The sequence below is a fragment of the Rhizobium azibense genome (assembly GCF_004342325.1).
Taxonomy (GTDB): domain Bacteria; phylum Pseudomonadota; class Alphaproteobacteria; order Rhizobiales; family Rhizobiaceae; genus Rhizobium; species Rhizobium etli_B.
The window spans coordinates 107,004-121,801 of record NZ_SMBJ01000011.1; the positions used below are offsets into that span (position 1 = coordinate 107,004).

Below are 14,798 nucleotides of genomic sequence, written 5' to 3' on the forward strand. Positions count from 1 at the left end.
GAAACTGCGATACCTTCTCTTCCGCTCCTTTGAGCCCGGAGAGCAAGGGGAACCTCATAACGAGCAGTTTTCAAGGGTTCAGATCGGTGTCAATCGACCTTGGCACTGGTGCGCGTGGGGTACTTCACGACTTTGTGGCAATCGTGCATATGATCTGCTTTGGATTGTTTCGGCGACACTCGACATTGCAAATGACAGATGAGGATGAGAAGCGCCAGAAAAGGGCAAGCCATCCGGAAGGCGGCATCACGGTGAGATGACTATGCCCGTCGTCATAGCATGCGATGATGTGGTGCTGTGCCTTTGCGGCAGCCGAAAATTTCGCTATGAGCGGCGGAAGATCATCCGGTGGGAAATGCTCCAATACGTCGGCGGAGCACAGAACATCAACATCCGGGATATCGGTTTTCCGAATATCACCTTGGATGAACCTGACGTTTTCCGGAAGATCTGTCAGAGATGGGGACCGCGCCCAATCGAAGGCGAAGACCTTTCTGATTCTGTCCGCGACCAATTTTGTGAACTGTCCGTTGCCACAGCCGATTTCGGCGATGGAGCGCCCTTTGGAAAGCTTGAGGATTTGAGCTTCTTCCGAGATAAGCCAGTTGTTCTCCTGGTACGCTCTGTCGTCATCGTGGAGGTGCTGGTAGTATTCGGCGCTGAGGTCCACGCTTAACCGTGGTCTTCGCACGATCGAAGCGTCGATGTAGGTTTCTGGCTTTTCTACCCTGACGCCGGAAGCATGCAAAAGCTTAGCGTGTCGTGTCTCAGATGTGATAAGAGCCGCTGCATAAGCGGCTCCTTGAGTCGTGTTTTCCATGCCCCCTCAGCTTCTAGCGGCTCTATCGGCTCGCATTTGCAGTATAATATCGATTATCTTCTCGATCTCGACCAGCGCTCCCGAGCTGGCGTCGACATATATAGATTGCTTTATACATGAGACATAGAAGATTTCTTCAATAGAACGGCGCATGGTTCGGCGACTGATCGGCATTCGGTCGTCGGTAAGCCCCCAGCCCGAGAAGAACGGGATGCCAAAAGTAACGACACGCTTGTTGCGCATCAAAGCTTCAAAGCCGACCTGAGACGAAACGGTGTAGACAGCCTCGCATTGATCGATAATGGCGCCGATCGAAACATCATCCGGAAGGACGGTGACTGCAGAACGTGTTCGGTCACGGTATGAGTTCATATTGCGGTAAATACTGTCAGGATGTCGCTTGAAGTACACCGGCTTGCCGGGATTATCTCGGATGGCAGCATCGAGCATATCTGCGAACGTCTGATCGGTCGCGCCGGAGAACTCGATAGAGGCATCGCCCTTCTTTTGGTCGATTATCAGGACAGCGCCTCGCTCAAGGTGATACGGCGCGCTGTCGATGTATCGGTTATATTTTGTGATGCGCTCGGCGCAAATGCGAGAAATGGCCGCTCTGGCGCGACTTGTCTCGGCCTCAGTAAGAACGAAGGAAGGATCGTTCAGCGTCCGCTCTATGCGAGACGGCTGCCGAGCATCGAAGTAGTAGCCCATATCGTCAATCATGAAGCCAAGCGCTCTACGCTCGTTTAGCGTGGCGTCCGCGTCGAAATATGAGGAGAACGCGCCAAACAGGGCAACTTCGACAAAATAGAGAGGCCTATCGTAGAGATAGGCCGATCTGATGCAATCCCAGAACATCGTTTGGTTGATGCGCTGCGAGAGCAGGAAAACGGCGTCGGGCGCCCGATCCTTGAAGAACGAGAATTTGGCAGTCTTCGTGGCGGTCTTGATGTTTTCGGCGTATCCGCCGTCCATGTCGCTCTTGTTGACGTTGGACAGGATCTGGCTGTTTGGCGCTAAGCTACCAATTGCTTCTCCAGCGCTAAATGTGTTCGGTAGGTTGCGGGCACGTTCGACCAGGATCGACTTGAGCTCGACCGCGGACCCCGGCGCTGTTCCAGGGCTTGCGCGACCTACATTCTCGATCGCGGTGACGCGCTTGTTGAGTTTGTTGACATCAAGCCTGGTTCGACGCAGTCGCGCGATGCTGATTGCCGTCCCCGGGATGTATTTCGTGAAGAAATGCCGTAGCGGGCTCATAGGCTCAGGATTCTTCGTCCCTGGCTTCTTAGCCCCCCCTCCATACGGTTGTGGTTTGCTTATCTCCGCCGCATAAGGCGTCAGTGCAAGATATTTGAACCACTTGTCTGACTCCGGATGCTCGAGCGACATCCATGGCTTGCGAGCGAGAGTATAATGTATCAACGACGGAGAAGATATTGCCTTAGCGGCTTCTGTTGCATCCATCGCGTTCTGGGAGCCAACGAAGCTATCGATCCAATTCGGCGCGAACATAGAACCGTGAACGTTCCACTTCACTGGCACATAGCGGATCGCATCGAAGAACAGCTCGGCGATGATCTGCTGATCGCCTAGGGTGAGACGATAACGGTTCGCCTCAAGATACCTTTCGACAAGGCCATCGAAGCGGATGCGCCGCATTGCATCGATATTCACCAGCATCACGCCGGCATTGATATGCCGACCGCTGGCAGGGATGCCAAAACGCTTATTATAAGTTGTTGAGATGCTGTCTTCCACGCCAGCAAAAACGGCCCCGTCGAACTTTTCGTCAAAGAGACTGTCGATCGAATCGAGAATGATCAGGTCGCTATCGAGGTAAAGGACTTTATGCACGTCCTTTGGCAGTAGCTTGTGCATCAGGAGCCGGTAATAGGTAGCGATAGATATGCCGGCCGACGTGCGGATGTTTGCAAACTGCGATGCATCGACATCGATCTCGTGGAAGTCGAAACCATGGATTTCTTTAAGTGCGTTGAACTTGGCAACGTGCTGATCGTCAAGCTTTTGATCCACCAGGAGGTAGACGTGGATAGCCTTGGAACCTTTGTAGTTTTTCAGGATTGAAGCCAGCGTCACGGCTGTGTACGGCAGGTAATTTCGGTCTGACGCGAATACCAGGTTCACCCGATCTGAACTCGGCTCATGAATTCCTGTGGCTCGCACACGTTCTATCGACACTTCGTGCAGTGGTGAATACATCTCTATCCCCGGCGTATATGCAAACTCAAGCCTCTTAGAGGCAGGCCGCGTCTGAGGGAAGTCAAAAACTCAACTTTCCAATACGGCAGCGTGTTCTAAAAAGTCGGTGACTCTCGGAGTAGCGCCTCGAAGCGCCGACAACTTAGGAGAATAGGGTCTCACCCCAGCTTGGATGTTTGCTTTTATCTTGGCTATCCCGGCGGCTATGTCGGCCACATCGACGCCGTCCATAACACTGAGATCATATTTCCACCATTCTAGTCGTTGCAGGTCAAAACGTTGCAGTTCGTCGAATCGCCACCGCAAGACCTTCGCTGGAACGCCGCCAACAATGGAGTACGGCTCTACGTCTTTCGTGACGACCGAGGAAGCAGCGATGATCGCGCCGTCGCCAATTCTGCAGCCTCGCATAATGGTTACGCCACGCCCTATCCAGACGTCGTTTCCGATCGAAATTCTGTGTAAATTTTTGGAGGCGATCCATTTCGCCTGGGCCGCAGCCGCCAAGGATTCGTTCCGATCCCAATAGCGTCTGACCTGTTCGGAAGGAAAGGTGTTAATGGCGTTAAATTCGAAAATGATATGTGCGGAGAGATGGTCGCCTGGATGCTGGGGTATGCCGAATTGTGCCCCCGGGCCAATCATGCAGAAGCGACCAATGCTCTCCACATGTCGAATCACCGAGTTTTCGCCACCGAGGAACGTGTAAGCGCCGACCCGCCGGATGTCATATGATCCAGCTCTAATTTCGACGGGTTCTTCTACGACAATCTTAGAGCATCCAAACCTAAGCTTAACGTCCCCCACAAGGCGGACAGTCTCTTTACCTGCTTCAGTCATTCATGGTCTCGGTCAAAAACTACCGGATCACCATGCCTATTGCGACACTAAATTTCAATTGCCAAACCACTCGCTCAATGCGGCGGGCTTTTGTTTTTCAGTACCTGAGATCTCATCTTGAGCGTCATTAGAAGCGCCGCAACGCGTCCGGGAGGCGTCGAGACCGCGAACATCGGATCCCTTCTCCTTCTGCTCCACGGCTCCGGAGGGCCAACGAGGCTCTAAGCGACCGGGAACACAGGCTGGTTGGCCAAAATGGCGTCCCTTTCTTTGCCCCGGCCAACATGCGATGCGAGAAATTACAGCTTTCGTACCGTGGCGGTGATTATATTCATGACTCCGAAACGCCCGCCACGGTCGAATGGTGCGCTGTCTAACCTTCGCGTATGTTTCAAATTCGCCAAACTCCACGGTCTCTGAACAAGACTAGTGATGTTCCATTGGTGGAAGCCTTTGTAAATCTCGGCCTCTGCCTCATTCTCAAAGTGGATGAGCTTTGCGATACCGCCGGGGCCCAACGTTTTGACAATCTCGGCCATGGAGATGTGCGGCGCAAATCCATGATCAAGCATCGCATGCCTCTCCTTTTAGTTTTCCCACAGGACGCGCAGCCGGTGAAGCGGCTTCACCGAAAGAAATGGAAGGACGAAGATTCTCGTCCTTGATGGCCGTATCTCGTTAGCGGAATCTTTGCGCGATAGCCGAGCGCGAATTACCCTGCCATGACGCTCGTGAATCTACCAACGAAACCTCGGAGGCTTCCGTATTCCGAGAGACATGGGCCGCCCTCATTTCGGCTAGTAGTTCTATCGCTCGCTCAACTTCGATATATTCCTTGGAGATCGGATCAAAATACTTTGGATAGAGAATGTAAGCACCGGCAAAAAGTTGCTCGACCGTCAGTTTCCGCTTTCTTCTATCCGTGAGCTGGCGATCGTCGGTCAATCCCCATCCAGAATAAAACGGGCATCCCAAAGTCGTGACCTTGAGCCCTCGCAAGAGCGCTTCAAAACCTGAAAGAGAGGTGATCGTATAAACATGATCAATCGTTCGGAAGCTCTCGGCGAGGCTTATATTTTCTTCTAAGACTGTGCATATGCCGCGGACTAGGTTTGGATCCGACATGGGCTCTGCCGTTCCCTGAAGAACCTCCGGATGAGGCTTGTAGATGATCTGCGCCCCAGGATTTTCCCGATATGCGAGCCGGACCAGATCATTGTTGTTGTACTTTTCCCGTGATCCATAGGCGATGGATGCATCGCGTTCTACTTGTCCGATCACGAGAACTCGTTTCCCAGTTTTGGGGCCGTAAAGCTCTTCGACCGAAACATTGGCGCCTGAGTTGTATTTGCTCAACCCCGTGCTTAAAAGCCTTTCGATTAGCGCTTTTGCTCTCAGCTGCAGGTCACCATCACCATCAAAATCATAGACCGACAATATTGTTTCGAGATCCGTCGGGCCATTGGCATTGAAGTACATATCCTGCCGGTCGAATGCTAGGGACATCGGCGGCGTTTCCAATGCTCCTAGCGATACCGATCGTATGAAACCGTCCTCGACATAATGAAAAGGAATCCTTTTGCGCGCGCAGAAGCTCTTCAACTGCGGCAGCCCCTTGTACTGCCATGACATAACCTCGGCTCGCCGGTCGCTCAGGATGCGCCATTTCCAATTGACATCGAATTCGATCGGCCAGAGGCGCGTGGGCGCAAAAATGATCTCCTTATCTGGAAACCAGTCATACATGAACGTCTTCCAGGCAGCGAATCCAAACAGAAACAGCGGCGGTTTGCTCCGCTTTGGAAGCGGCCGCCTGGCAATTCCACCAATGATCCTAAACGGTGTTTTTGCGGCTTCAGCCAAGATCGTCGATGTTTTAACCAATCGCCCGGTTCCGATTTCTATTGTGCCGAATGCTTACTGTAGGACGGTGCGTCTTGCAAAGCCCGCAAGCGCGTACCGCACCAAAGCCGTGATGGCAAGAATCGGCTACCACCGTATCAACATGCCAAGTTACGAGACGACCTTGCGAGTCCGACGGTGGGGTCAGCATCAAGTACATGGCTGCAGAGTCGCGCATTCGACATCAGAGCGTAATCCGACGTTGAAGGTCGCCTGACGTTGTGTGTGGAGTTACAGGCAGTAAGCAATACGAAAAAAAGGGCCGCTTCGAAAATTCCCCTCACTCGTGGCTCCTATGTCCCAGCATAGACTAACCTACCCCACGAAGCACTTTTCGACAAATGGGGATGGAACCGATCAGTTCTTGCTCTCGCGGCGAATCCGCGGCATTTATCGCGCAACTGGGAAAGCGGAAGGAGGGGACAATGCCGAAGCAGAAATGGTCGCCACTAAAGGTGCTAATGCTTCCTGTCTATGCGCTTCAGATCATCACCGGCGAAAAGCGCTTCATTGAGAATCCGCTGCTTGGAAGCGAAAAGCTCAATCGGAAGGGCCTCCACATCTGGCGGGTCAAAACAGCCGCGAAAATTGTAGAGTCGCGACGCCGTCGCCTGCAGCATCTTATTCCTCAGAATGAGCGCATCTTCTTCGCGGAGAACGGCTATATCGAACGACGCAATTTCCTAGCGCCAGAAATGTTTGCGCAGCTGCGTTCCGAAGTCGAGGCTCTTCGGGCGCCAGCTCGCGAAATGACGCAAGGAAAAGCGGTCACGCGCCGGACGTCCCTCACTCCTGAGGTTTTGAGAAACTATCCGGCTATTCGCGCCTTGGTAGATAGCAACGCGTGGAGCGACCCTCTCCGTTATGTAGGAGGCTTTAAGGCAGAGCCAGTCATCAGCATACAAACCATCTTTGGGACGGAAACCGAAGAGGGCAAAGGAAAAGATCCGCAAACTGATCTTCACATGGATACGTTCCACTCGACGGTGAAGGCCTGGTTTTTCCTCTATGATGTTCCGGAGGACGAAGGCCCCTTCACATATGTTGCCGGCTCTCACAAACTTACCAAGCGGCGGCTCGCCTGGCACAAGAGAAAGAGCATTCTGGCGTCCATCCGCGGCGACAACGGTTCGTTCCGGATTCCAGAGAACCAGCTGCACCTTTTGCGTTTGCCTGAACCTACCAAGTTCGCCGTTCCCGCCAATACGCTGGTGGTCGGAGATACGTTTGGATTCCACGCCAGGGGGAAGTCGGTCCGGCCTTCCGTGCGCGTCGAAATCTATGCATCGCAGCGACCCAATCCGTTCCTTCCCTTCGTCGGCCTTGACGCAGCATTCTTGCCTTTCGTGAAGGGCCGAAAGGAGGTTATCGGCTGGTTTATCGAGGATTGCCTCGTCCGCTTGGGATTAAGGCGGCAGATCTGGAAAGATATCGGCACGGCGGGGCCGCTCGATCCTCGGTGATGGCGGACGAGTTCTGTTGCAGAAAAAACGACAACGGGTTACTGCCAAACCGTAAAATATTCGCGTTTTACGAGCCGACCACCATGCGACCGTCGTCTCGGGACCGGGGAAGTTAGATCAAGATGCAATGAATTACCTGATCGATCGATTGGCGGAACGCGTTCAAGATTTGATCGAACGGAAGAGGTTCCTCAGAATCCTGAGCGCAACCTTTGCCGCCCTTGCATTCATCGTGCGTTTTCTGCCGATGCCGGCACACCGCCGTCGTATCTGTGACGGTCGGATGTACATTGCCTGTCAGCAGAAGAACTTCGAAAAGGCAGCCAAAATCCTCGTTGATCTAAGCAAACGGGAAACACCGGGTGCGGATTCAATGCGGTTATTCCTCTACGAGGTTTTCGGGCACGTTGATCCTCTATACGCCGACGAGTTGGTGAAGACGCCCCGGTTCGATCGCAACCTCTTGCCGGTTATTGAAGCGGCGCTTCTGCGCGGGAATGGAGAGTATGAAGCAGCTCTCTCGGCCTTGGATTATATTGCAGAGTCATTCCCTGTGCGAATTCAGGTCGCCGAATTCAAGAGAAGCTTGTTGCTGGAGGAACGTAGACACGAGGAGTTCGCCCTAGACGGTGTGACGCGGCTCTCGCACGATCCCGATAAACCTCTCTTCCAGTTCGCAGCTTCGGTTGCGGCCGCCGCCGATAGTGCGGGCCGCAATGACATCCTCAGGTCTGTAATCGAGCGAGTGGTTCGCGATCGCGAGGCAATTCTCAATGACCCAAAGTTTCTTTCGAGGTTCGCTCAACAGGCGGTCGACGCATCGATGTGGCTCCTGGATCTGGCAGGAGCAAAGCAGGTTATTGACGCGCTTCGTACCAACGGAATGGAAAAAGCCGCAGTCCGGTTGGAACGCCGCCTCAGCCTAGATGCACTTTCGCCGATGTCCCAGCTCATCGAACTCGCGCATCAGGATATTCTCGCGCGAGTTGGGCTTGGCCCGGCTATGACTGAGACGCGCGATGCAGTTATCGTCATTCCGTCGGCCGCGTTGCGATCCAACAAGATCGACTATCCCGGTTTTCGGGCCGATATCAGATTTGTTTTGCAAACCATTGCAGACTGTCTCAGCACGATGGGTCTGGACTATGGAGTGAAGGGACAGATTAGGCTGCATGGCGTTGAAGACCTGCCTGTACCCTTTTTCTCATATCACACGGTGTCAAAGCATCGAAATGGTCTTCATTTCAAGGAAACGGACCGCCCGTCACGCTTCAGCTTTGATGCCGGAGGTTACTCCGGATGGTCGGAGTTCTCGAGAAGAAGCCTGGCCGAACTGCCTCTTCACGAGGTGGATGCCACGGCCGCCGGCAGGTTCTTCCAACAGGATCAAGCGCGAACCATTTCCCGCAACGTGTCGAAATACGCTCAAGGTCCGCTTCAAGCTAGCGAGAATCTGCCCGCTCGCTTTGTTTTCGTCGCTCTCCAAATGATGGGCGATTCCGTGCAAGACCTGGCCTATTGCACCCCCATCGAAATGATGGAGGAAGTTGTCACGGCGTGCGAAAGGATCGGCTACTCCGTTGTCGTCAAACGACATCCACTTTGTGGTTCGACAGCAATTGGAAAATACATCCGGGAAAACAAAGACGCTAGTCGGATCGTAGTGGCCACCGGCAGCATCCATTCCATCATCGCCCAATCGGCTGCCGTATGCGTAATTAACTCCGGCGTAGGCGCCGAAGCGCTCCTGCACGAAAAGCCGGTATATGTCTTCGGCCGGTCCGACTACATGGCCGCATGCATCGTTTGCGAGCAGCGGGGTGACTTCGAGAAACAGTTCCAGCCTGGACGAACTGCTTCATCAGCCGAGGACCTTCGACGCTTCTGGTATTTGCTGCGCAACGAATATGCTGTCGATTTGGGAGATACGGAAAACGCCAAATCGGTTATTTGCGCCCGCGTCAAACAACATTTCTTGGACTTCCGGGAGAATGGAAACGTAGCCGCAAAGATGTCGTGACAAAGCTTCCCAAGGCGGCTTTTCCACAGTCTTTCAATACCCATTGGATTCCTCGAGGTGCTGAATGAGGCCGGCACTGCGAAACAGCCGCCCGCCGAGGCGCACCGCGATCAAACCGCCAGTAACGGCCGATTAATTTCGATCTCGAATATTATAATAGCCCATTACCGACACGCCCCAAGCAAAAAGGCATCCAAGAAAGACCAGGGCAGACATCATCAGCCGGCTTGGATATTGTGCCTCTTCAGACAGAGTTGGCTGGATGAATGTCGCTAAATAACGCTGCTGATTGTTGGCATCTATTCGTGCCTTTTCCAAGCTGGCAAGAGCGCCGGTATAGGCCTTCTCGGCAAATTCCCGCTCGGTTTCGAGTTCCTCGTATTGCAGAATCCGGCTCGCAACATCGCTACCTCCAGCTCCACCAGCCGACCCGCTGCCGAAACGCTGTTTTTCCTGCGCCAACTGCTTTTCAAGACTGTCGATCTGCGTAGTGAGCACACGCATCCGTGGTGAATCCGCTGCCATTCGCGTACGAGCGGTCATCAAATCGGTATGAAGCTGGGTAAGCTGCTGTTCGAGCGAAGCAACCAGTTGGCCAGCCAGCTTCGCCGCTTCTACCGGATCGGCCTCCTGAGAGACATCCCGGAAATTGCGCAGGGCGTTCCGCGCAGCAGACAGGCGGCCTTCCGCCAGCGCTACTTCGTCCTGGGATGCTTTAAGAACACCATTTCTTGCCTTGAGCGAAAGGTCGTTGATCAGCCTCTCACTCTCACCGATGATAACGGATGCGATTTTTTGGGAGCTTTGTGGATCGAATGCCTTGACCGTCAGGTTCAGAATGGACGAGGTGTGGTCGAAATCGACATGTACCATTTTTTTCCAGTATTCGAGCCGCTCCTCAATCGGCAGGCCGGCCGCCATGCTGAAATAAAAGTCGGCACCGTGGCGCGCAAAGGCGGCATCGAGATCGACGGCCTTTTCGACGGCCTCGATCATCCGCTCGCTTTCGACATAGTCGAGCAGCATATAAGAGTCCGCCCCCGTCGTGCTGCCCCCGGTACTTTGCGTGAACATGCCGAGGATATCACTGCTCGCCTTGCCGTCGATGCTCCGGACAGCAAAGGCGGCCGAGCTATGATACTGATCGGCTGCAATGAAAAACATATAGATTGATGCAAGTGCAGTTGGTAGGGCAACTATCAACGCGAAGCTGCCGGCAATGATTAGATGCCGCAGTTTCAGGCCCCCGACTTTCAATGACCCGAGCAGTTTTTTCTTCTTCGCCGGCTGTGCCTCGCGCCTTTCGGGGCGCACATCGACCTTTCTAAGGTTGTCGAGCACAGTGATATTAGGCTTCTTCACAGGAGCCTGGAGATCTTCTGTCTTCTGTTCTGGACCAGGCGGCTTGGCAGTCGTCATCAGTTGCCCTTCATGTTTCGCTCATGAACCCGGATAGCATCTTCCACATCATCAAAATACGTGAGTTTGCCATTTTCGAGAACCACTCCGCAATCGCAGTACTCGCGGATGGTGCTCGTGCTGTGGGAAACCATGATAACGTCTGAATCTTGCAACCGGTGTTGGAAGACATCATGGCATTTTTTTTTGAAGTTCGCATCCCCGACCGCAGTGATCTCATCAACCAGATAATAATCAAAGTTGACGCCCATGCTGACACCGAAGGCGAGACGCGCCTTCATGCCGGAGGAATAAGTACCAACAGGTGCGTGGAAGAATGGGCCCAGCTCGGCGAAATCGGTGACGTAATTGACCAGCTCTTCGGTATCGACACCGTATATCCGCGCGACAAAGCGAACATTCTGCTCTCCGGACATGCTCGGTTGAAAGCTGCCTTGAAAACCGAGGGGCCAGGAAATTTTGCCTTGTCTTACTATGCGCCCACGATCAAGCCGCAGCGATCCCGCGATCAATTGCAAGAGCGTCGATTTCCCCGCGCCGTTTCGTCCGAGCAGGCCGACACTCTTACCACGCTTGATAACAAGAGAGGCGTTCTCGATGATCGGCTTCGTTACTCCCTTGGTCTTTACATATTTGGTCGCGCGTTCAAGTCTTATCATCGGCCTCTCGCCACCGCTGCGGAGTTGGTGAAAACAAAAAGTCCGCCGAATATCACCGTAAAGACAAACGTATAAAGATAGAACATGTCGAGGTCCGCCGCCCGGTATTGGGGGTAGAATCCTTGGCGGAACAGCATGACCACATGAACCAAGGGATTGAAAAGCACGACCTCACGCATAGGGCCCGGAAGCGCGTCGGGCAGAAAAAAAACGCCAGAGATCAGGAACATCGGTCGATTGACGATATTGAAGACCTGTTCGTAGAATGGATAACGCAAGAACATTACGGTGTTGAATATACCGACACCAAGGCCCAACAACGTCGCTGCAAAGGCCGCTTCCAAGATCGCCGGCCAATAGAGCTCGGGAGGTTGATGCATTGTCACAATGATCGCCCCGAGAACACAGATGGCGACGAAGACCGTCGTAGCAGCCTGAAGGACATAACGCGCAACAATCGTATCGATCGGGGCGACATTTGGATAGCTGAGCAGGGTCCGATTAGATTTGATGGCGCCGTTCAAAAAACCGCACATCGCGGAGTAAAACTGGAATGCGATATAGCCGGTCGCGAAAAACAACGGAAAGCTTGTCCCCAGAGCGGGCAATTTTGCGATTCCCATAAAGATCACGGACATGAAAGCGATATGGGCTGCGGGATCGAGGATCGCCCATATGTATCCCCCAGGCTTGTTGCCAAAGCGGGTCGACATTTCGCGGATGAGCAATGCGGCAACAACGCGAATATGTGTCGTCAAGTAATACAATCAGAGGTCCCCGAAACAGGCCGCTTCACCAGTCAGGCATTAATATCATTGTTTGTGGTGAGAGTTAGCCCCTCGGAGCAGATTCCTTCATCATTTAATCAGATCGAGCGTCTCACAACAAGGTCAGGAGCCCATCACCGCAAAGATCGTTTCTCCCCACGTCCAAATCCGAGAGCGCACCCGCCCTTAAGAATAAGCTTCGTAGCCCTCGCCTGCTGCCTGCGGCAAGGTATCGCCATCCCCCGCGGCAATTAGCGAAATTCTTCGGAAAGGCAGTTTTTAGGCATCGAGTTCCTTTGACCATGACGGTCGGCCAGCGCTATTGCTTTCAGAAGTGCCGCGAATGCAACCATACCGGGGTCATCGAGATTTCGGCTTTTTTCCGGCCATATGCGCGCTCGACCCACCCGACAAGGACGGCCTCTGAACTGCAAGATGACGGCCTCGGCCGCTTCGACCGCAGCGACTGTAATCTCCGACCAATTGTCTAAGCCGTCGATCGAATGTGCTACTGCATCAACTGAATCAATGATTGTCTTGTCATTTAGACGAGATCCTCCAAGTTCAAGCATAGCATCCCGAGCTGACCTTAACAGAGTTGCGGTGTCTGACGCTGGTAGTGGATCGGTTAACGATTTCGTCCGTTGAGCCGTAGCAAAGAGAGCCGCACTGATGAGTGTGCCAAGGCTTGATCCGGTGCTTGCGCTGGCGGTGAAGGCAAGCGTGTTCAAGGCCTCACTTAAGCTTATGCCTCGGATATCGACACCTGCAAGAGCCCGCAGCAGCCGTGTCAACATGGTCCCGGTGTCGCCATCGCCCAGTTCCCGATCCGCAGCATTGAGCGGCGCTTCCAGGATCGTCATTGAGTCGGCAGCGCGTTGAAGGAGAAGCGACAGATCATCCGATATAAAGTAAGTCATTGCACACTCCAGAACGGGCAATTCGCCTGAGCCGACAGCAGTTTCTCAAGCTCGTCATCCAAGAAGCATAGGGTAACCGACAGACCGGCCATCTCCATGGAGGTTGCAAATGCACCGACCAGCGGCATGACAACGTCAAGTCCCCGCTCCGTAAGCACATTTCCCGCCCGTCGAAAGGCGATGTACAGCTCCTCCAGAGGCGTTGCTCCTAGACCATTAACCATTACTGCCAGACGCCGGTGTTCCATATCGTCAGGCCCCTCCTCGAGAAGCCGACCAATCATCTCGTCGACAAGCGCATCGGCGGACGCCATGGGCCTGCGCCACAGACCAGGCTCTCCGTGAATTCCAAGGCCGAGCTCAACCTCATCATCGCGAAGCTCGGAAATTTCATCGGTCGCACCCGGCAAGCGGCAACTCTTCATTCCAAGACCGATCGTCCGTGTGCGAGCCACTGTCCGCCGTGCAATATCTGCAACGTCCTTCAAGCTCGCACCGGTTCTTGCGGCGGCGCCCGCCGCTTTATAGGCGAACACGATGCCGGCAACGCCCCGTCGCTGCGACATTTCCTCCCGGCTGGCACTTGCTATATCGTCCGTCGCAAGCACGGTCTCGATGTCATTTATCGCGGCAAGCTTGCTCGCCATGTCGAAGTTCATTCTGTCGCCGCCATAGTTACCGTAGAGGAGTAAAACCCCGCTGCCACCGTCGGCCAGGTTGATCGCGTCGACACAGGATTGCAGGTTCGGTCCTTCAAAGACGTTGCCGACGGCACAGCTGTCGGCGAAGCCCTCGCCGAGGTATCCGGCAAACAATGGCAGGTGCCCGGCACCGCCGCCCGTTGCGATCCCCACACGCCCTTTTGGGACGCCACCGCAGCGGGCAAGGGTGCGCCCCTGCTTCCCCTTCCTCACGATGTCCGGGTGAGCCATGACGAGACCGGTCAACATGTCGTCGACGTAACTTTCCGGGGCGTTGATGAACTTCTTCATTTGTAGTCTCCGTAATTGACGGCGCAGAGGCGATTATTGATTTTCGCGAGTTTTCAGGCGGGCGTGGCGAACAGGTCTTGGCTTGATTGTGCGGTCTCCGAGCCTTCCGCGCGCCTGCAAAGCCAACGTTCCAGGCTGCGGACGGCTAAAGATGCTGGCCATGCGATCATGAAGTAACCACACGCGGTCACGACAAAGACATGCAAAGGGAGAAAGCTCTCCGACATGATCGCCCGCGAAGTAAGCGTAAGTTCGGGCACGGCGATCAGCGCACAGATGGAACTGTCCTTGAGCAGGGAAACCAGGTTGATGAGCAGCGGCGGAAGTACCTTGCGGATCACCTGCGGTAGCAGAATGAGCCGAAACGTCTGCCAGGGCCCAAGACCGGATGCCATCGCCGCCTCTCTCTGACCAGAGGGGACCGCGGCGAAGCCAGCGCGAAACACTTCTGCGAGATAGGCGCTGTAGACGAGCGCGAGGCCGAGAATACCGGCCAGCAGCGATGGAAGCGCAATGCCCGCTTCCGGTAGCGCGAAGTACAAAAGGTACAGAATAACGAGGATCGGTACTCCGCGCATTACCGACACATAGGCGTCAGCAGTCAGGCGAAGGATCGGCGAGCGTCGCGTGCGGACAAACTCGACGGCAATTCCAACCGGGAACGCCAACAGGAAGCCGCATATCGTCAGAGTACAAGTGACCCAAACAGCATCCAGTAGGCGCGGCCCCCAATCGGGGATATTCTCCAAAATGGTTCTGACAAACGAAATCAT

At 54.2% G+C, this 14,798-nt stretch carries 13 protein-coding genes and 1 pseudogene; 3 read left to right on the forward strand and 11 right to left on the reverse strand.

Translation table 11 applies throughout. From position 1 onward, the window contains the following. Positions 1-124: 124 nt before the first annotated feature. The 5 genes and pseudogenes from EV130_RS25365 to EV130_RS25385 all read right to left on the reverse strand — a co-directional run bounded on the left by EV130_RS25365 (position 125) and on the right by EV130_RS25385 (position 5,629). Positions 125-820 (reverse strand): class I SAM-dependent methyltransferase, encoded by a 696-nt coding sequence (locus tag EV130_RS25365; RefSeq protein ID WP_132661980.1) that lies wholly within the window; start codon positions 818-820, stop codon positions 125-127. A gap of 6 nt (positions 821-826) precedes the next feature. Beyond that, complete coding sequence (locus tag EV130_RS25370; RefSeq protein WP_132661982.1) at positions 827-3,043, reverse strand: glycosyltransferase; 2,217 nt, start codon at positions 3,041-3,043, stop codon at positions 827-829. A gap of 311 nt (positions 3,044-3,354) precedes the next feature. Then, positions 3,355-3,496, reverse strand: a pseudogene (locus EV130_RS34280) (acetyltransferase); the annotation flags it as partial. A 686-nt stretch (positions 3,497-4,182) separates the two neighbouring features. After that, on the reverse strand, positions 4,183-4,455 hold the full coding sequence (locus EV130_RS25380) for a hypothetical protein (protein WP_132661984.1): 273 nt from the start codon (positions 4,453-4,455) through the stop codon (positions 4,183-4,185). A gap of 106 nt (positions 4,456-4,561) precedes the next feature. Further along, entirely contained in the window at positions 4,562-5,629 is a 1,068-nt protein-coding gene (locus EV130_RS25385) for a capsular polysaccharide export protein, LipB/KpsS family (protein WP_132661986.1), read from the reverse strand. Here EV130_RS25385 and EV130_RS25390 point away from each other — a divergent pair. From EV130_RS25390 to EV130_RS25400, 3 genes are all read left to right on the forward strand, one after another. After that, on the forward strand, positions 5,628-6,002 hold the full coding sequence (locus EV130_RS25390) for a hypothetical protein (protein ID WP_132661988.1): 375 nt from the start codon (positions 5,628-5,630) through the stop codon (positions 6,000-6,002). The genes EV130_RS25385 and EV130_RS25390 overlap by 2 nt on opposite strands. Before the next feature lie 208 nt (positions 6,003-6,210). Then, positions 6,211-7,248: a phytanoyl-CoA dioxygenase family protein gene (locus tag EV130_RS25395; protein ID WP_132661990.1), complete on the forward strand. Its 1,038-nt coding sequence runs from the start codon at positions 6,211-6,213 to the stop codon at positions 7,246-7,248. 127 nt (positions 7,249-7,375) lie between these two features. Continuing rightward, positions 7,376-9,268 (forward strand): capsular polysaccharide export protein, LipB/KpsS family, encoded by a 1,893-nt coding sequence (locus EV130_RS25400; RefSeq protein WP_132661992.1) that lies wholly within the window; start codon positions 7,376-7,378, stop codon positions 9,266-9,268. Positions 9,269-9,400: 132 nt separating this feature from the next. Here the strand turns inward: EV130_RS25400 and EV130_RS25405 are convergent, their stop codons facing one another. The 6 genes from EV130_RS25405 to EV130_RS25430 all read right to left on the reverse strand — a co-directional run bounded on the left by EV130_RS25405 (position 9,401) and on the right by EV130_RS25430 (position 14,798). After that, entirely contained in the window at positions 9,401-10,687 is a 1,287-nt protein-coding gene (locus EV130_RS25405) for a KpsE/RkpR family capsule polysaccharide export protein (protein ID WP_132661994.1), read from the reverse strand. After that, entirely contained in the window at positions 10,687-11,346 is a 660-nt protein-coding gene (locus EV130_RS25410; protein WP_074062176.1) for an ABC transporter ATP-binding protein, read from the reverse strand. Before EV130_RS25410 ends, EV130_RS25405 begins: the two co-directional genes overlap by 1 nt. Next, complete coding sequence (locus EV130_RS25415; RefSeq protein WP_132661996.1) at positions 11,343-12,113, reverse strand: ABC transporter permease; 771 nt, start codon at positions 12,111-12,113, stop codon at positions 11,343-11,345. Before EV130_RS25415 ends, EV130_RS25410 begins: the two co-directional genes overlap by 4 nt. A gap of 251 nt (positions 12,114-12,364) precedes the next feature. Further along, complete coding sequence (locus EV130_RS25420) at positions 12,365-13,033, reverse strand: DAK2 domain-containing protein (RefSeq protein ID WP_132661998.1); 669 nt, start codon at positions 13,031-13,033, stop codon at positions 12,365-12,367. Then, positions 13,030-14,025: a dihydroxyacetone kinase subunit DhaK gene (locus tag EV130_RS25425; protein ID WP_132662000.1), complete on the reverse strand. Its 996-nt coding sequence runs from the start codon at positions 14,023-14,025 to the stop codon at positions 13,030-13,032. Before EV130_RS25425 ends, EV130_RS25420 begins: the two co-directional genes overlap by 4 nt. A 53-nt stretch (positions 14,026-14,078) precedes the next feature. Then, entirely contained in the window at positions 14,079-14,798 is a 720-nt protein-coding gene (locus EV130_RS25430) for an amino acid ABC transporter permease (protein WP_165918571.1), read from the reverse strand.